General features: G+C 48.8%; 14 protein-coding genes. 4 read left to right on the plus strand and 10 right to left on the minus strand.

Annotated features, from left to right (window positions below; genetic code table 11):
- Positions 1-150 precede the first annotated feature (150 nt).
- Entirely contained in the window at positions 151-2,781 is a 2,631-nt protein-coding gene (ppc, locus tag ACO1PK_RS07425; protein ID WP_423188032.1) for a phosphoenolpyruvate carboxylase, read from the plus strand.
- A gap of 162 nt (positions 2,782-2,943) precedes the next feature.
- Here ppc and ACO1PK_RS07430 read toward each other — a convergent pair whose 3' ends face one another.
- From ACO1PK_RS07430 to ACO1PK_RS07440, 3 genes are read right to left on the minus strand one after another with little or no spacing between them, the layout of a single operon-like run.
- Complete coding sequence (locus ACO1PK_RS07430; RefSeq protein WP_423188033.1) at positions 2,944-3,339, minus strand: VOC family protein; 396 nt, start codon at positions 3,337-3,339, stop codon at positions 2,944-2,946.
- The gene (locus tag ACO1PK_RS07435) at positions 3,339-4,313 is read right to left on the minus strand and encodes a tetratricopeptide repeat protein (protein WP_423188034.1); all 975 of its coding nucleotides are present in this window, start codon (positions 4,311-4,313) and stop codon (positions 3,339-3,341) included. The genes ACO1PK_RS07430 and ACO1PK_RS07435 overlap by 1 nt, the downstream gene beginning before the upstream one ends.
- Positions 4,314-4,366: 53 nt before the next feature.
- Positions 4,367-5,656, minus strand: a complete 1,290-nt coding sequence (locus tag ACO1PK_RS07440) for an amidohydrolase (RefSeq protein WP_423188035.1) — start codon at positions 5,654-5,656, stop codon at positions 4,367-4,369.
- A 185-nt stretch (positions 5,657-5,841) separates the two neighbouring features.
- Between ACO1PK_RS07440 and ACO1PK_RS07445 the strand changes: the two genes are divergently transcribed.
- On the plus strand, positions 5,842-7,422 hold the full coding sequence (locus tag ACO1PK_RS07445) for a serine hydrolase (protein WP_423188036.1): 1,581 nt from the start codon (positions 5,842-5,844) through the stop codon (positions 7,420-7,422).
- Between the two features lie 92 nt (positions 7,423-7,514).
- Here the strand turns inward: ACO1PK_RS07445 and ACO1PK_RS07450 are convergent, their stop codons facing one another.
- Positions 7,515-9,758 carry a TonB-dependent receptor gene (locus tag ACO1PK_RS07450; protein WP_423188037.1) on the minus strand — a complete coding sequence of 748 codons (2,244 nt, stop codon included), beginning with the start codon at positions 9,756-9,758 and terminating at the stop codon, positions 7,515-7,517.
- 230 nt (positions 9,759-9,988) lie between these two features.
- Between ACO1PK_RS07450 and ACO1PK_RS07455 the strand changes: the two genes are divergently transcribed.
- Together ACO1PK_RS07455 and ACO1PK_RS07460 are read left to right on the plus strand one after the other, a co-directional pair.
- Positions 9,989-12,073 (plus strand): protein-disulfide reductase DsbD family protein, encoded by a 2,085-nt coding sequence (locus tag ACO1PK_RS07455; protein WP_423188038.1) that lies wholly within the window; start codon positions 9,989-9,991, stop codon positions 12,071-12,073.
- Positions 12,074-12,125: 52 nt separating this feature from the next.
- Entirely contained in the window at positions 12,126-12,725 is a 600-nt protein-coding gene (locus tag ACO1PK_RS07460; protein ID WP_423188039.1) for a redoxin domain-containing protein, read from the plus strand.
- Here ACO1PK_RS07460 and ACO1PK_RS07465 read toward each other — a convergent pair.
- The 6 genes from ACO1PK_RS07465 to ACO1PK_RS07490 form a co-directional block, all read right to left on the minus strand.
- A complete protein-coding gene (locus ACO1PK_RS07465; RefSeq protein WP_423188040.1) occupies positions 12,722-13,621 on the minus strand; it encodes a sialidase family protein in 900 nt (299 codons plus the stop codon). The genes ACO1PK_RS07460 and ACO1PK_RS07465 overlap by 4 nt on opposite strands.
- A gap of 56 nt (positions 13,622-13,677) precedes the next feature.
- Entirely contained in the window at positions 13,678-14,469 is a 792-nt protein-coding gene (locus ACO1PK_RS07470) for a substrate-binding periplasmic protein (RefSeq protein ID WP_423188041.1), read from the minus strand.
- A 12-nt stretch (positions 14,470-14,481) separates the two neighbouring features.
- Positions 14,482-14,925, minus strand: a complete 444-nt coding sequence (locus ACO1PK_RS07475) for a nucleoside deaminase (protein WP_423188042.1) — start codon at positions 14,923-14,925, stop codon at positions 14,482-14,484.
- 117 nt (positions 14,926-15,042) lie between these two features.
- Complete coding sequence (locus ACO1PK_RS07480) at positions 15,043-16,278, minus strand: ABC transporter permease (protein ID WP_423188043.1); 1,236 nt, start codon at positions 16,276-16,278, stop codon at positions 15,043-15,045.
- A 1-nt stretch (position 16,279) separates the two neighbouring features.
- Complete coding sequence (locus ACO1PK_RS07485; protein ID WP_423188044.1) at positions 16,280-17,461, minus strand: efflux RND transporter periplasmic adaptor subunit; 1,182 nt, start codon at positions 17,459-17,461, stop codon at positions 16,280-16,282.
- The gene (locus tag ACO1PK_RS07490; protein ID WP_423188045.1) at positions 17,461-18,465 is read right to left on the minus strand and encodes an HlyD family secretion protein; all 1,005 of its coding nucleotides are present in this window, start codon (positions 18,463-18,465) and stop codon (positions 17,461-17,463) included. Before ACO1PK_RS07490 ends, ACO1PK_RS07485 begins: the two co-directional genes overlap by 1 nt.

An 18,465-nucleotide genomic window follows, 5' to 3' on the forward strand; every position in this document is an offset into this window, starting at 1 on the left:
TAGCCACTTGCTACCAATAACGGAATTTTAGCGACTTTTTGCTAAGTTTTTCAAAATGTCGGTCATGTTGTAATACATCATTGTTGAGTACTAAGCCATAACACGTTAGGTTAGTAAATCATCAAATGATTATTACAGCGGAGCACGGGGATGGATCAATATGCTGCCCTTAGGGCAAATGTCGGGTTATTGGGTACTGAGCTGGGGGAAACCTTACGCCAGCACTTGGGTGATGCTGTATTACAGCGGGTAGAGCAAATTCGACAACTGTCTAAAGAAGCGCGGCAGGGTGATAGCCAGCAAGCAGAGCAATTACGGCAAGTTCTGACTGCGTTAACGGATGACGAACTCTTACCAGTAGCGCGGGCTTTTGCGCAGTTTTTAAATTTAGCCAATTTAGCAGAGCAGCATTTTAGTGTTAGCCAAGCGGGGCGGCACAGTATTGAAAAACCTGAGCCGTTAGCAGAACTATTCCAACGTTTAAAAGAGTCGACCTTACAGAAACACGATATCAGTCAGGCTGTGCGTGATTTATCCATTGAGTTAGTGCTTACTGCACATCCAACCGAAGTGGCACGTCGCACCCTTATTCACAAGTTAAGTGAAATTGCGACTTGTTTAGCACAGTTAGAGCAACAACAAACACCTTGGCAACAACAACAGCTGAAATTGCGTTTAACTGAACTGATTAGCCAAGCTTGGCACACCAATGAGATTCGAGAGCAACGGCCGACACCCGTTGATGAAGCCAAATCTGGTTTTGCGGTGATCGAGAGTTCGTTATGGCAAGCCGTGCCGGATTTTTTGCGTGAGCTGGATGCTGATTTAAATAAAGCGCTCGGCGAAGGTTTACCGCTTGATGCCGCACCGATTCGTTTCTCGTCTTGGATGGGGGGCGATCGTGATGGCAACCCGTTCGTTACCGCTAAAGTAACCCGTCAGGTGTTATTACTCAGTCGCTGGAAAGCCGCTGACTTATTTATTCGAGATTTAGATTTACTGTCCACAGAATTATCGATGAACAGCGGTTCGGCCGCATTACTGGCTGCAAGCGAGCAAGCTTCAGAGCCTTATCGTGCCGTATTGAACAAGCTACGACAGCAGCTGATTTATACCCGCGATTGGCTAACAGAAGCGTTAAAACACGATCGCTTACAACGTCCAGCAGAGTTAATTTGGCAAAATCAGCAATTGCTCGAGCCATTATTGCTGTGTTATCAGTCGTTAGTCAGCAGTGGCATGCAATCTATAGCCCGTGGTCGTTTAACGGATACCTTGCGCCGTGCCTATGCCTTTGGTTTAACCTTGCTAAAACTCGATGTTAGACAAGATGCGGGCCGCCACGCGCAGGTTTTTGCTGAGTTAACCCGTTATTTGGGGTTAGGTGACTATGGCGCTTGGACGGAGAGTGATCGTCAGGCGTTTTTATTGCGTGAGCTTGCCAACAAAAGACCTTTATTTCCCAAAAGCTGGCAACCTTCTGCTGAAGTGCAAGAGGTGTTAGATACCTGTGATATCGTCGCGCGCCACGGCAGCGAAGCCCTAAGTACCTATGTTATTTCGATGGCTGGAAAACCTTCTGACGTACTCGCTGTGCAATTATTGCTAAAAGAAGCCGGTATTAGCTTTGCCATGCCCGTCGCGCCATTATTTGAAACCCTAAGTGATTTGCAAAATGCGCCAGACTGTATGCGGCAGTTACTGAGTATTGATTGGTACCGGGGCTATATCAATGGTCGGCAAGAGGTCATGATTGGTTACTCCGACTCTGCAAAAGATGCGGGGGTATTAGCGGCAGCATGGGCACAATATAGCGCACAAGAAGCCCTAGTGCAGTTAAGTAACGAATATGGAGTGAAGCTGACGTTATTCCACGGCCGTGGCGGTACTATTGGTCGTGGCGGCGGTCCAGCTCACGCCGCAATCTTATCGCAGCCGCCAGGATCTTTAGCGGGTGGCTTAAGGGTAACTGAACAAGGCGAGATGATTCGCTTTAAGTTTGGTTTACCGGAATTGGCGGTGCGCAGTTTAGCCTTGTATGCCAGTGCCGTGTTAGAGGGCATGCTATTGCCGCCGCCAGTTCCCAAAGCGAGTTGGCGTGAATTGATGAGCCAGTTAGCGGCAGATTCCTGCGAGGCCTACCGCGCCGTGGTGCGACACAATAAAGATTTTGTGCCGTATTTCCGCGCAGCCACGCCTGAGCAAGAATTAGGTAAATTACCGCTAGGCAGTCGCCCGGCTAAACGCAACCCCACCGGTGGTGTGGAAAGTTTGCGAGCCATTCCTTGGATTTTCGCTTGGTCGCAAAACCGTTTAATGCTACCGGCTTGGTTGGGGGCGGGTAATGCGCTGGCGAAAGCCGTGGCGGATAATCATGCCGCGACCTTAGACGAAATGCAGCAACAATGGCCATTTTTCGCCACGCGTTTATCGATGCTGGAAATGGTGTTCTTAAAAGCGGATACCGACGTTTCGGCCTATTACGATAAAGTCTTAGTTCCTGCAGAATTGCAAGCTTTGGGTGCGCAATTGCGGCAACAGTTAGCGGCAGATCGCGAATTGTTGTTAAAACTGATCCACAGCGACAGATTAATGGCCAAAGAAAGCTGGATCCGCGAGTCTATTATGTTGCGCAATACCTATGTTGATCCGCTGCATATTTTGCAGGTAGAGCTGCTAAAGCGGGCGCGGCAACAGCCTGATACTGTAAACGATCAAAGTAACAGAGCTTTAATGGTAACCATTGCTGGTATTGCGGCAGGGATGCGCAACTCAGGTTAAGCTTGTCTACCAATCGCGCTCAATAGTGCAACTAAAGCCGGCAAATGCGTCACAGCGTCTGCCGGTTTTTCATCCTAGAAAACGCAACTTGATTCTTCGTAGAAGCCGTCTTTATCTGCTACAGGTTAGTCGATACGGCGGTGTTGCTATTTAGCCAACACGCTAAACTTGATATAACTCCAGCGGCAGACCATCCGGATCTTGGAAAAACGTAAAGTGCTTGCCGGTATATTCATCGATGCGTACCGGCTCAGTGGCAACGCCTTGTTGCTGTAAATACTCTAGCCAAGCTGCCAGATCGGTTACTGCAAACGCAAGATGACGCAGCCCCTGCGCTTCTGGGCGACTGGGGCGGGGTGGTGCACCAACAAAGCTGAATAGTTCCAGCTGGCTACCATCGGGCAGCTGTAAATCCAACTTCCAAGACTGGCGCGCCTCGCGGTAATGCTCGGCCAGCACCTGCAAGCCGAGGATCTCAGTATAAAACTGCTTACTACGGCTGTAGTCGCTGCAAATCAGTGCGACATGATGAATGCCTTGCATGGCCGGTGGCCGCATTACAGTACCTTATTAATTTCGGTTTTCAGGTTATTGTCTTTGGTACTGGCTTGCAGTGGCTTTAACAAGGCTTCAGCAGCAGGGCGTTGCTCGTTGGCCAGATAGAGCTGCGCTAAGCGAAATCGTGCCCAATCCTGATATTCGGGTAACAGTTCGCTACTCTCGGCAATAAACTGGCGCAGGGCGCCGATCCCTTGCTCGGTTGCTGTTCTCCCTACGGCGGCTGCGCGTCCTAATTGATACAACGCCAGCAGTTTGCTACGCAGCGCATCTTGGTCAGCGGCATCTTGTTCACTGGCACGCTGGAACTGATTGATAGCGGCTGTGTAGTCGCGCTTAGCCGCTTGGCTGACACCGAGCAGAAAATAGGGTTCAGGTCTTTGTTGTAGCTCGGGGTTGCTTGCCAGCAAGGCTTCGGCCTGAGTCGGTTCGTCGCGCATTAACAGTTCAAGTTGCAGCAACTGGCCTTTTAGTGGGTTCACTTCGGTCAGTTGCTTGGCCAGTACCATCGCTTTCGCTTTATCGCCGCCGGCAACACCCGGTGCTTGACCATAATATTGCGCCAAAGCCTGTAAATACTTCGGCTCAGTTGGTGCTAAAGTATGCGCGGTTTCAAAGGCTTTTACGCAGCGTTTCGCATGGCCAAGTGCGCTCAGCATATTCACTTTTTGCGCGGTATTACAGCTGGCATTTGCATAGTAAAATTGGTATTCCGCATTATCGCCGTCTAGCTTAATGGCGCGTTCCAGCCAGTCCGTTGCCGCTTCAGCTTCACCTAAAGCCAGTTCAGTTCGGCCGAGTGCGGCCAGTAAAAAGGCGTCTTTGGTCTTTTTGGTTACCATTGGAGTAAGCAGGTTTTTGGCTTCGGTATAGGCTTGCTGTTGTAGCAGCGTTGTCACCTGCTGTTGCAGTTCGGTATTAGCCATAACGTTAACACTTACACCGAGTAGACATAGCGTAATAAGGTGTTTCATAGTCTTCCTTGTTGGATTAACACGTTAATCTGACTCATGTGTTTTAATAAAGTTTAATCATTATAAGCTAGTACCCAATTAATAAACATTTCTGTGCCGGTTTTTAGTGCCTTTTCGTCGGCATAAAAGTAGGGCGAATGATTGGCCGGTGCTTTTGCAGGATTTTGCCCTTCTGGGGTAATACCAAGGAACACAAACAAGCCTGGTATTTCTAGTGCGTAGTAGGAGAAATCTTCAGCACCTGTAACTAACTGACCTTCTTGCACCTTATCTTGGCCGGCGACTTGCTGCAAAATAGGCAGTGAACGCTGGGTAAGCTTAGGATCATTCAGCGTAACGGGATAACCTTCTTCAATTCTGACTTCGGCGGTCGCGCCGGTCGCGGCAGCACTGGCTTCGGCAGCCTGCTTTAGTAGACCAAAAATTTGTTGGCGAATACCCATATCAAAGTTGCGGATAGTACCTTCTAGATACACCTCATCTGGAATAATATTATTGCGTACGCCGCCTTCAATAATGCCAAAACTGAGCACCGCCGGTGCGCGCGTAATATTAATTTGGCGGCTGACAATGGTTTGCACAGTATTGATAATCTGAGCGGCGGCAACGATAGGATCAACCCCGCCCCAAGGCGCTGAGCCATGTGTTTGTCGGCCTTTTACCCGAATTTCAAAGCGATCTGATGAGGCCATCAGCGGTCCTTTACGATACTGCACTACCCCCGTATTGGCGGCTGACCAAACATGAATACCAAAAATAGCCTCAGGCTTTTCTGCTGCAAACAAGCCCTGTTTTAACATTAGCGCCGCACCGCCTTCTTCACCTGCTGGTGCACCTTCTTCCGCGGGTTGGAAGATAAACATTACCTTTCCGGTTAACTGTGCTTGGTGTTCTACCAGATATTCGGCCGCACCCATCAACATGGCGACATGCAAATCATGACCACAGGCGTGCATTACCCCTACTTCTTTACCACGGTACTCGCCTTTTGCCACAGAACGAAAGGGCACATCGGTCTGCTCGGTTACCGGTAACGCATCCATATCCGCACGTAGCGCTAAAAAGGGGCCTGGCTTGCCACTGTCTAAAATAGCGACCACACCGGTATGTGCAATACCGGTTTGCACCGTTAGGCCCAATTGCTGTAAGTGTGCAGCGACCACCTTGGCCGTACGAAACTCGCGGTTACTGAGCTCTGGGTGCTGATGCAGATCGCGTCGCCAATTGATCACCTGTTGCTCTAGTTGTGGGCTGATCCGCAGCACCTCCGTCGTGGTAGCGCTACTGTTTAGGCTAAACAGGCTGGTGGTAAGTAAAACAGTAGCAATCAGGGACAGTTTCATGCTCAGGCTCCGCGGTAAGGCAAGTTATCAGGTTTAGGTTTCACTATGCGCAAACTGCGCTAAAAAATCCAGTTCGAACAACACTGGCACTTAAGCTAATTTACTGGCAGGCTAAATACAAGTGACTTGCGGTTATCCGTGGCTAATGGGTGGCTGTGAGTAGGCAAATGCGAAAGGATCAGACCATGAAAATATGCCAGCTGTTGGGTGTGCTGTGTTTAGTGAGTAGTAGCGTGGTAAGTAGTCGCGAGGCTGTGCAGGCGGATGATAATCCACCCACGCCAGTGCAAACGGATCTGGCACAATGGGTGCCGGCCGCACTACTGCAGTTTGATACGCCTGGGATGGCGGTTGCTGTGGTGAAAGACGGTCAGGTATTACATGTCGCTGGCTATGGCGAGCGCGATATAAGTAGCGGTGCTTTGGTCGACAGTGACACCTATTTTCGACTGGCGTCAGTGAGTAAAGCTTTTACCGCTGCATCCGTCGCTATTCTGGTCGATGAGGGCAAGCTGAGCTGGGATGATAAGGTGGTACAGTATTTACCGCAGTTCCGGTTGCAGGACCCGTGGGTCACCGCTGAATTCACTATTCGTGATCTTTTAAGCCAGCGCAGTGGTTTAGCTGGTGGTGCTGGCGACAGTATGATTTGGCCTGAGCCCAGTGGCTTTAGCCGCGATGAGATTGTGCATAATCTGCGTTATTTAACGCCGCTAAGTAGCTTTCGCAGCCAGTATGGCTATAGCAATGTGCTCTATATCACCGCAGCCGAGTTGGTGGCAAAAGTGGCGGGTGAGCCCTGGCAAGATTTTGTCGAAAAACGGATTTTTGCACCTTTAATGATGCAGTGCTTTGCCGGCACACAGCCTGCTGAAATCCTGCAAAATGTTGCGCAGCCGTATCGTTTTAGTGCCGAAGAAGGCTTTGTGACTATCCCTCGCAATGCCATAGATGGCAAGATGCTGATGTCGGCAGCAGCTGGCGGCATTGTCTGTCGAGCCAGCGATCTAGTGCCTTGGCTGCAGTTTTTATTGGCGCAATATCAGGGTAAGGCAGCTGCAGGTGCGCCCTTTAGTCAGGCGCAGTTAGGGCAAATGTGGGCGCCGCATACTTTGATGCCAGTGGGGACGAATGACCGCGAGCTGGATCAGGTGAACTTTGCTGCCTATGGTCTCGGTTGGCGCATGGCGGATATGCATGGCGTTAAGGTTGTGCATCATACTGGCATTCTCTCCGGTTTTCAGGCGCATTTGGTGTTGGTGCCAGAGCAGCAGCTAGGCTTTGTGGTGCTGCATAATGGTTCGAATAGCGGTGCGCGGCAGGCGGTGGTCCAACGTCTGTTAAAACAGTTTTTAGCCCCCGAGCAGCAGCAAGACTGGGTGGCATTTTATGCTGCGCAGCAACAGCGTGCCGCGAATCGCGCGGCTGCTGCACCACCGCTGGGTACTGGTGAAGTGCTGTTAGCGCTGCAAGAGTATGCCGGTGAATATACTGATAACTGGTTTGGCAGCATGCTGATTACACAGGACGAACAAGGCCTAAACTTACAATCGGAGCGGATGCTGAATCTGCAAGGCCGGTTGGAACCTTTTGCTGACCATAGCTTTATCGTGCGCTGGACAGATCCTAATGTCGCGGGGCCCGCGCTTATTCACTTTCAGCTAAATAACCGGCGGCAGGTGACGGGTTTTACGCTGGAGCCCTACGCGGCTGAGCCGGGTGAGCGGCATAGCTATCGCGATATGCGCTTTCGCCGGCAGCGATAGCGGATGATATTCGCCGCCACTATTGGTATCTAAGCTTAGTTGGCAATAAAAAGGGCAGCGAAGTGCTGCCCTGGTGTTAATAAGGTTCTGTTTTAGAAGAAGTTAATTCTAAAATCGACACCCATTACCCGTGGCTCATTTACAAAGCCGGTCAGGTTACTAAAGTCGATGGCGCCTTTCAGATTATCTTGATCGGTAATATTGCGACCAAACACACCTACTTCATAGTTGTGTTGATCGTTAACATAGGCGATCCGTAAACCGGCTTCGTAGTTATTATTGCTACGGAATTCAGCTGATTCATACAGGAATAAGTTGGTTTTACCCTGCAGTTGGTAATCCGCATAGACATAGACCTCACCACTGGCGACCGGATAGGCATAACGACTATTCAGAGTCAGGATGGTTTTTGGTGCTTGTGGGAATGGATTGCCATTGATCAGTGCTAAGCCACCAGCTGTTCTAGGATCCAGCACAGTACAAAGCCCTGAACCACAAGGCGCTACTGTTAACGTATCATCTTTCAGCTCAGTGTTATTATAGCTAAAACCACCGCCAACACTTAGGTTGGGCAGAACACGATAATCAAAATCAACTTCAAAGCCATAACCAGTGCCTTTATCTGCATTGATCAACTGATTACCTTGCGTTTGACCACCAATCGCCGATAATTGAATATCGTCAATAATGTAATAGAACAAGGCCGCGTTTAAGCGCAAGGTGTTGTCGAGTAAATCTGACTTAGTACCCACTTCAAACGAGGTAATGGTTTCTGCATCGGCCACTGATGGCGGCGCTTCAAATGCCACATCACGACCTTGAATGGTTTGCGCTCTAAAGCCTTCTGCCACCCGAGCAAATAGACTGGTAGTATTGCTGAAACGGTAATTTGCCGATAATTCCCAGCTTACTTGATCATCTTTTACTTTAAGCGGCGCATAATCTTGAATTTGTGCAACACCAATGACTAAAGCAAAGCCATCAACGTTTTGCTGGCCTACCGAGAACGTTTTCTCGTCTTCGGTATAACGTAAACCACCGGTTAGCGTCAGCTTATCGTTAACTTTATAGGAGCTTTGGCCAAAAATCGCCCAGCTAGTATTACCGTGGAATACTTCAGTCGCACCAAAAAAACCATCAATAGTATTCACGCCAAAAGACGAGTCAAAATAAAAAGCACCAGTTTGCCAGCTAAGCGCGTTATTGGTATCACTGGCTAAACGGATCTCTTGGGTAACTTGTTTTAAATCGCGTAGTTGATCTTCGGTTACCGCATTGGCCACCGTTGCTGAACCGGCTTGTTCTGGATTACCGCCATCAATATCACCAATACCACCACCTTTAGCTTTTTCTAAAGCTGAGATCGAGGTTAGAGTCATACCGTCCAGTTTTACATCTAACTTTAATGAGGTACCCCACGCATCGTAACTTTGTACGTTATTACCTGGCGCATCATAAGCCACCACGTCACGATCGTAGTTTTCGTTTAAGTCATTGCTGCCCGGGGTGAGGATATTTTTGCGGAAAATAGTAGAAGTCCCATCATAGCTACGGCTATGCACATTAAATAAGGCATCGACTTGGTCTGATTCATAGAGGAACTGCAGACGACCGGCGCGCTCATCATAGCCACCTAGCGCATCTTGTTGCCCAGTAAAGCTATTATCTACCCAGTTACTACGATGCTGCGACAGGAAAGAGGCCCGTGCTGATAGTGCATCCGTTAAGCCACCGCCCACCGCGCCTTCAACATGCGCAGTACCCAGTGTGCCCGCAGTTGTTTTGACATAAGCATCAAAATCCTGGCGTGGTTTAACGGTATCAAATTTAATGATACCGGCCGTGGTATTGCGTCCGAATAAGGTACCTTGTGGGCCACGAATCACTTCTACTTGCTGGATATCAAACAGCGGGAAGCTTTTCAATATAACGTTTTCCATGACTACTTCGTCCATCACAATGGACACCGGCTGTGAAGCGGCCAAGTCAAAATCCGTGTTACCTAAACCGCGAATATAAAAACGCGGCGCTGCGCGGCCGTTGGAGCTTTCTGCATATAACCCCGGTACTTTGATTGCCAAAGCCGTGATGTCATCACCAGAGGAAAAGATGCTGTCAAATTTCTCACCCGACAAGGTGGCTACCGAAATAGGTACTTCTTGGATACTTTGACTACGGCGTTGTGCCGTAATAGTAATGGTTTCAAGTTTCTTTTCTTCTGTCTCAAGGTTTTTGTCACTTTCCTGCGCCATAGTGGCAGGAGAAAAACCAAGTACTGAGCCAAATATTGCCGCTTGAACTGCGACAGCTAGGGCAGATTTACCGAATAGGGTCATTAACGTTATACCTTTTAAAATGATGGACGTTGTGATTGTGCTGACACTGTTTTGCGCGGCAGGTTAGCGATGCTGGAGTGACCACAGCCGATCACCTAACGGGCGCAATATATTAGCACTTTATCTGATATATTGCTGCAATTAGCTGAATTTTCGTGCATGTTATCTTCCAAGATGATCGACTTTGTTGTCATAACGTAACGTTAGTAAATAACTCAAGGATAAGATAAATGCAGCTGATGCGAAAAATAACAATGCTGTTATCTGTGCTGTTTTTATGGACCAGTGTATCGACCTTTGCAGCGACCAGTGGTTGGCAACCTGCTAAGCATTTACAAGCCGAGCTGGTTAGTGAATATCACAGTGTGCAAGCGGGGCAGACCCTGCTAATGGCATTGCATTTTATCCCTGATGAAAATTGGCATACCTATTGGCAGAACCCTGGTGATTCTGGTTTACCCACCAGTATCGACTGGCAGTTACCTGAAGGAGTCACGGCAGGGCCGATCCAATGGCCGACACCGCAGTTTTTTTCGATCCCACCACTGATGAACTATGGTTTTGCTGGGCCCACTATTTTGCTCACTGAACTTAAGATCCCGGCCGATTTTGCACTATCGCAACTAGAGCTAGCTGCTAAAGTGGATTGGTTGGTGTGTGAAGAGATTTGTATCCCCGCGGAAGCGCACTTCCAGTTAAGTTTGACTGTAGTGGCCAAGGCTGAAGCAAGCAAGTATGCCAAAGAACTTATTTTACAAGCACAAGCCAGTCAACCTAAGCCTTTAGCTGTCAAAGGGCACTATGACACTGCCGCTGGCAGTTTTTCTGCGGCTATCGCCGGTTTACCGGATGAAGATTTTCAGGCTTTCTTTGTGGCAGCCACCGAGCTCGTGGACCACGCGGCTGCACAGCAAGTGATTTTTAGTGATGGCCAGTGGTTACTACGACAAAAGCTCAATACCTATTTTACCTCGGCCCCTGCTGCATTTGAGGTGGTGCTAGTTAATGCGAATGGCCAAGGTTATCAACTAAGTTTATCGGCCGCCTCAACTGCAAGTGCGTTACAGGAAAACCCCCAAAGCACCCAAAATACTGGGCAGGCACTCTGGTTAGTGTTAGTGATGGCGGCGGCTGGCGGCTTTATACTTAACTTAATGCCTTGTGTCTTTCCTGTTTTATCGTTAAAAGCACTGAGTTTGGCAGCAAACACTGGGCAGCGTACAGCGCAACAACGGGAAGCGTGGTGGTATAGCTTAGGGGTGATCGTCAGTTTTGTCGCGCTGGCGAGTGTGCTACTGGGGTTACGTGCGGCAGGTGCAGCTGTCGGCTGGGGCTTTCAGTTACAAAGCCCCTTGTTAGTCGCTGTCTTAGCCTACTTGCTCTTCGCCTTGGGCCTTAGCCTGTCTGGGCTGGTGCAATTTGGTTTAGGATTAATGAACACGGGCAGCGGCTTAACCCAGCAAAAAGGGCCAAAAGGGTCGTTTTTTACCGGAGTATTGGCAGTTGTTGTGGCTAGCCCCTGTACGGCACCTTTTATGGGCGGCGCTTTGGGGTATGCGGTTACGCAACCGCCATTGCTGGCTTTACTGGTCTTTGTCGCTTTAGGGTTTGGCATGGCTTTACCCTTTTTACTCCTAGCCTATTTACCGGGATTAGCGCGCTTATTGCCTAAACCGGGTGCATGGATGGACACGCTGAAACAGCTATTAGCCTATCCACTCTACCTTAGCGCAGTTTGGTTGGTTTGGGTGTTTGGCCGGCAAACCGGTATTGATGCGACGGCCATTTTGCTTTGCGGTGCGGTTGCGCTAGCCGCAGCCTGCTGGTTATGGGGGCACTGGCAAGTCACGCGCACCGGTAAGCCAGCACCGTTATTCGCCTTACTGTTATTAGTATTAGCCTTGTGGCTGGCGTGGTTAGCCGTTCCTGCTTCTCAAACACCCGCTGTAGCGAGTGATCAACCGCAAGCTGTCCATTGGCAGCCCTATAGCCCTGAAAAACTGGCGCAGTTACAACAGCAGGGTAAACCTGTATTAGTGAATATGACGGCTGATTGGTGTATTACCTGTTTGGTAAATGAGCGAGTTGCACTGAATACCGAGGCCAGCAAAGCTGCGCTGGCGCTATACGATGTCACCTATCTAAAAGGTGATTGGACGCGCCGCGATGCCACCATAACGGCGTACTTGCATCAATATCAACGCGATGGTGTGCCATTGTACGTTTTATATTGGCCAGGACAGCCACCAGCAGTATTACCGCAGATTTTAACGCCGGATACGCTTCGGCAAACCTTAGCGCGGTTAAGTCAGTAGTCTGCCGCAAACGACTCTACCTTGAACATAACGCAACAACAGGAGTGAGAAAATGATAAAAAAGAAATGGTTAGCCCTAGCCGCTGCCGCATTGTTTGCCGGCAGTGTGGCTGCTGCACCGCAGGTTGGTCAGCCAGCGCCAAGCTTTACCGTGAAAGATTCTGCTGGGCAGGTACATAGCTTGGCCGATTTTGCCGGTAAAAATGTGGTATTGGAGTGGACCAATCACGATTGTCCTTTTGTGGTAAAACACTACCAAGGCAATATGCAGCAGTTACAACAAGCGATGACGGCCGAAGGCGTGGTTTGGTTGAGTGTGATCTCATCGGCGCCGGGTAAGCAGGGGCATATTGATCAGGCTAAATCGGATGAGTTAACGGCAAGCCGAGGCGCTGCGCCAACGGCGGTGTTGTTTGATGAGGATGGGGTGATGGGTAAAGCCTATGATGCTCGCACCACGCCGCACATGTATGTGATTGATAAAAACGGTGTGCTGCAGTATATGGGCGGTATCGACAGCATCCCTTCAGCCAAGGTCGAAGATATAGCCAAGGCCACACCGTATTTTGCCAATGCCGGGAAAGCGGTGTTAGCAGGGCAAACCCCAGATCCTGCGGTAACTCGTCCTTATGGTTGCAGTATAAAATATTAAGGTAGCGTAGTCTCTGCAAAATAAATGCGGCTTTGTCCTTCATGTGACGAATAGTAACTGAGATAAAGCCGCTGTTCCTTGATTAGCATACCCGCATAGCTGCAATCGCCACCCGAGGGTAATGCTTGCCATTCGGTCAGCATACCTGTTTGTCGATCAATCCAGCACAGGCTAGTTCTGATCCGTTCATCATACAGTCTGACACATGCCAGTAAGCGGCCATTGTCAAGTTGTAGCCATTGCGGGCCGCCAATTCTGCAGCCAATATCTTGCCATTGCCACTCCGTATAAGGTGGTCTAGCTAGGCCGAATAAACCGTTGTCGGGGTCGCGCCGCAGTAAGCACAGTGCCGTGCCATCGTGTTCAAATACGATGGCACTCTCATTGGCATAGCTGCCGCCATAAATGTCCGTGGCAAGTGCTTGAAAAGCAATGCCGTCTGAGGTGCGATAGGCTCGTACAAAGCGTGATCCAGGACCACAATGATAACCCAAGGCTAAAGCCTCTTGCTGTCGCCAAGTTAAGCGCCAAATCCAAATATTCGGTTCGCCAATGGCCACGGGCTGTGACCAATCAGCGCCTGTTTCAGAAAACCAAGCAAAACTCTGGTGGCTAATAGGGGTATTATCATGCAACGCACCCGCACCATAAAGCATTAAGCGGCCATCAGGCAGCACTGCAAATTTTGCATCGCGCAGATCGGCAGTCGCATGGCGGAGAACTGCTACGCTTTGCCATTGCTGACCGCGATCGTCTGAACGTAAAATACGAAAGGCGCCATCAGGCGAGACATGCGCGCTGCCTTCGCGAAACACACACCATAACGCATCTTGCCACGCAATCAGATCGGTAAAGGCATTATGAACGCCTGTTTGCCAGATACATTTAACATGCATACGCTTTTACCTCTTTTGCCGTTATGGCTGTGACTTGCTTAAAAAGTGCTAACGCTTCATCCTTCTTCAGCAAGGTATGGGATAAGTTGTAAGCCATACTCTGAGAAAATTCGATTAAATTCAGGTTTTTGTAGTAGTTCGTAAACCCATTGATGCAAGGTATTAATCGGCAGAGGGTGTTTAGGGTGCAGCAGAATTTGATGCTGATAACGTTGGTCAACACGCTCAGAAATTATGAGTATTTTACGATATTGCGGACGGCGATTTAAATACTGAAATAAGAAAGAACGGGTGACAATGGCCAGATCAACTCGTTGCTTTATTACCAACTCAATACTGATATCATGGTCAGTGACCGACACCAGCTGGTATTGGTTAGCTAAGAGTTCAGGCGCGGTTTGATAGTTCGCTAGGTGATAATGATAACCTAGAATACCGGCTATGGTTTTGCCACTCAAATCATTAAACCAGTGTTGCGATTGCGCGTGGCTTAGCAAGGCAATAAACACCTCTTCGTCGCTGGCAAAAGGTGCTGATTGTTGTAACGCAATATTGCGTTGATTCCAGCCCCAGTCGGCATCTTCAAAGAATAGTGCATCAAAAAGGCCTTGTTGAAAATCCTGATGTCGGCGCATGGCCGTGGTTAGAACCGGTGTAAAATGATACTGCTGTTGTGCTTGGTTTAAGGCTGCGAGCAGTTGCGACGTGAAACCGCTAAGTTGTTCGCCATTGACTTGTACATAGGGTGGAAAATCATAAACGCCTACTCGTACTAGTGTTTTAGCCGCAACAAGATGACTACAACATAAGAGTAGTAAGTTTAAAATTAAGGCGATTTGTTTGAACATGCTATGTCAAATTCACACTTTGCCGATATCTTCAAACCACAGCTCCGGTGCGGCGGCGATAAACTCTTGCATCAGGTTGATGCACTCGGCGTCTTGCAAAATACTTAACTCAACGCCACGACTGCGCACATAGGCTTCTGGACCTTGGAAAGTGTGATTTTCACCTATCACAATTTTTGGAATGCCATACAGTAAAGCGGTACCACTGCACATATCACAGGGTGATAGCGTAGAGTATAAAGTTGCTCGCTTATAATCAGCTGGCGCTAAGCGGCCTGCTTGTTCGAAACAATGCATTTCTGCATGTAAAATAGCACTGCCTTGTTGTACCCGTTGATTATGGCCACGCCCCACAATCTGGCCATCGATAACCAACACCGAGCCTATCGGAATTCCGCCACTTGCTCGGCCCTTTTTTGCTTCATCAATGGCGGCTTGTAGAAAAGGATCGCGCATACAATTCTCCCTTTAAGGCGATAAAAACGGCTAGATAAAAAAATACAAAACCAGACTATTGCTGCAGTCTGGTTTAAGTTCGTCAACTTTACAGTTACGTCAAACTCAGTATAGCGGCTAATCTGTCTGTAAAGCGGTAATAGGATCTAATTCTGACGCTTTAATAGCAGGATAAACCCCAAAAGCCACTCCAATCAATGCACAGATACTAAAGCTAAGCACTATGGCTGGTAAAGACCAAGACACCGCCCAACCGGAATAAAACGCAATAAGCTCGGATAATATAATTCCAAACAGAATACCCGCGATCCCCCCAACAATGGCAATGGTAAAGCTTTCTGCCACAAACTGCAGTTTGATATCACGTTTCGTAGCGCCGATAGCCCGCAGCAAACCGATTTCTTTGGTACGTTCTAACACAGTCGCTAGCATAATATTCATAATACCTATGCCGCCTACCAGTAACGAAATACCGGCCACACACGACATGACAATATTAAAGATTTTTTGTGTTTGCTCTTGCTGCGCCAGCAGCGCTGCTGGGACGATTAAGCGGAAATCATCAATATCATTATGGCGTTGTTGTAGTAAATGATTAAGTAGTCGTGCACTCACCGCGCTATTGGCACCCTCGGCGAGTTGTAAACGAAAGGAGCTCAGCTCCGCTTCCAGCGGGATACTACGAAAACGATTTTGTGCGGTTTGTAACGGCATAAACAACTGATTTTGCTCGCCGCCAAGCTTGATACCTTGAAATTCGTTTTGGCTGCTAAAAGGCTCTGCCAGCACACCAATCACTTGTAGCCAGACATGATTCACTTTGACATATTGGCCCAAGGCATCGCCAGCGGGGAACAGGTCTGCGGCCATTTGCGAACCCAGCACGGCTACTTGCGCCGCATACAGATCCTCTTGTTCTGAGAAATTACGCCCACTGGCGAAGGGTAAGCTACTTAAGGTCATATAACTGGGCAATACGCCAACCGCACTGCCTTCGCTTTTGCCGCTATGGCTGATAATGGCAAAGGTATCTAATTTTCGCTCTGCGCTAAAGCCGGTAATATCGGGTAAGGTACTTACCGCAGCTTGCAAATCGCTTTGGCTTAGCCCTAAAGAATGCTTACGCTGTTCTAATAAGGTTTTTTCATCAAAGCTTTTACTTTCGACAATAATATTGCGCAGTCCCATCGTTTCTATGGTTTTTAACGCCTCACGCTCGGCCCCTTCACCAATGTTTAACATGGCAATGACGGCACCTACCCCAAAAATCATCCCCAGTAAGGTTAAAAAAGTTCTAAGTTTATGTTGAGCCAGCTCAGCCAAGGTATCTTTTAGCATAGCGCTATGTTTCATCTTACAGCTCCGGAGGCAATAAACTAATACGATCGCCAGCAGCTAAGCCAGCGCTAATTTCGGCATGTGTTAGGCTTTTAGCACCTAGGGTAATGCGCTGACGCTGCAAACGTCCAGCTTGCCATTGCCAGACATACTGGCCTTGTTGGTCATTAAAAATCGCTTGTAGCGGGATAGCCAGCACATCGCTCACGCTATTCGCTACGATGGTTGCGCGTACTTTGGCACCGGGTAAAAAGGACGGCTGTTGCTCTGCGGGGGCAACGATGACCTCGATATAGCGTCTTGGGTCGCGCCGCTCCCGTGACTGTGCGACTTGCCCGACACTCAGAATTCGCCCTTGCAAAACTTGCTCTGGATAAGCGGTTAACCGAAATTGCACCGCTTGCTCAACGGCTAAACCTACGGCTTCTTGTTCAATAATAAAGAGTTTGACATGTTGCAAACTTAAATCGGGAATACTGCCCAGTTTCTCGCCGGGAAAGACCATGCGGCCTACTTCAGGTTTTTCACCTCGCCAATTGGCATCGTATAGCAAGATACCTTGATGTGGCGCTCTGACCTCTAACGCAGCTAAGCCTGTTTCGGCTTGTTCTAGTAAGCCTTGTTGCTGGCCTTTTTGTAGCTTGAGTAAATCTAGCTCTCCCTGTGAGCGAGCAGAAAAACTTTGTTGTTGCCAATTAAGATAAGCTTTTTTCTCGCCTAAAAACTCTTTGTTTTGCAAAGAATCCAGAATTTCTAGGCGCGAGCGTATTTGCACATCATCAATGCTAAAGCGATCGGCAAAGGCGAACTCTTGCAGCACCAAGCGTTGATCTAGGCCAATATTATTGAGTTCAGCTTGCTGTTGGGTGCTTTTAAAAGTTTGATCTGCCTGTACTCCAGCCAGCGCATTGTTGGCCTCGCGGCGGGTGCGCTCAAGCTGCGTCGCGTCAAACCGAATCACCAAATCGCCCGGATTAACCGCGCTGTATTCTGGCATCAGTTCGGCAATAAAGCGGGGGCCACGGGTATTTTGTGGGGCATTGATACTAATAGCGTTTACCGCAAACAGCTCGCCTTCAGCCTGTATTTGGTGTGTCAGCGTACTGGGTTGGAGGGTAAGTAAAGCCGCTTGTTCTTCCGGTTGGCTACAAGCGCTAAGCCCGAAAGCACTGAGTATAACCACGAGTAAAAAACGCATTATTCTGCTCCCTGCGTTAAGCGGATCTGTAAACGGGCACTCATGCCTGGACGCATAATGGCGACATCTATCTCATCTAGTTTGATGCTGGCATCTACAACCCGGCTTAAGTTTTCTGCGCTTTTATTGCGTACGGCTGTGCCGAGATCCGTTAGCACACCGCTAAAGTTCCGCTCGGGATAGGCATCAAAAGTGATTTGTACCGGTAAGCCAGCGCGTAAATGCTTTAAATCAATTTCGTCAATTTCAGTTTTGACATACAGGGTTTCTAATTGACTGACTTCGGCAATCGGTTGACCAAATTGAATGGTGTCGCCGACTGATGACTTTTCACCGTTAAAATTAGGGACGTAAACCATAATGCCTGCATAGGGTGCACTGATCTTTAGCGAGGCAATTTCTCGTTGCAATTGCTCAACTTCGGCGGTAAGCCGGGCGATTTTCGAGGAAATAATTTGTTTTTCGGCTTCGCGTTGCTGTTGATGAAAGTCCAGCCGACTTTGTGCCAACTGATATTGATTTTTCGCAATGGTAAAGTCAATTTGCGCTTTGCGTCGATCATTTTCAGAACGGGAATGATCGACAATCTCGGCTTTGCGCTGTTCACGGTCGTGGTCGTTTTTCCGCTCTGCCAGTTGTAATTTCAGTTCTTCAAACCGCTGTTCGTCGGCGGTCAGTCGATTCGCTAATTCTTGTTGTGCACTACGTAATTCAATATTTTTATTGCGTAACTCGTCTTGTACGCTTTGGCTATCGAAAGCAATCACCGGCATGCCGGCTTGCAGCAAGCTGCCTTCAGCGGCCATTTCTCGAATATTATATTGCCACATGCGACCGACGCTCGGCGGCGAAACCGTAAAAAAGGTGGCGGCGGCTAATTGGCCCGTGGCGCGCACGTGAGGGGTTTGCGTAATGGTGGTTTGGCTTTCCGGCGCGGGATTGCAGCCAGCTAGCAACAGCAAGGTTAAGGTACCAAGATAACGATAGAAGATTTTTTGTACCAT

It is taken from the genome of Alishewanella sp. d11 (genome assembly GCF_049390205.1).
Taxonomy (GTDB): Bacteria; Pseudomonadota; Gammaproteobacteria; order Enterobacterales; family Alteromonadaceae; genus Alishewanella.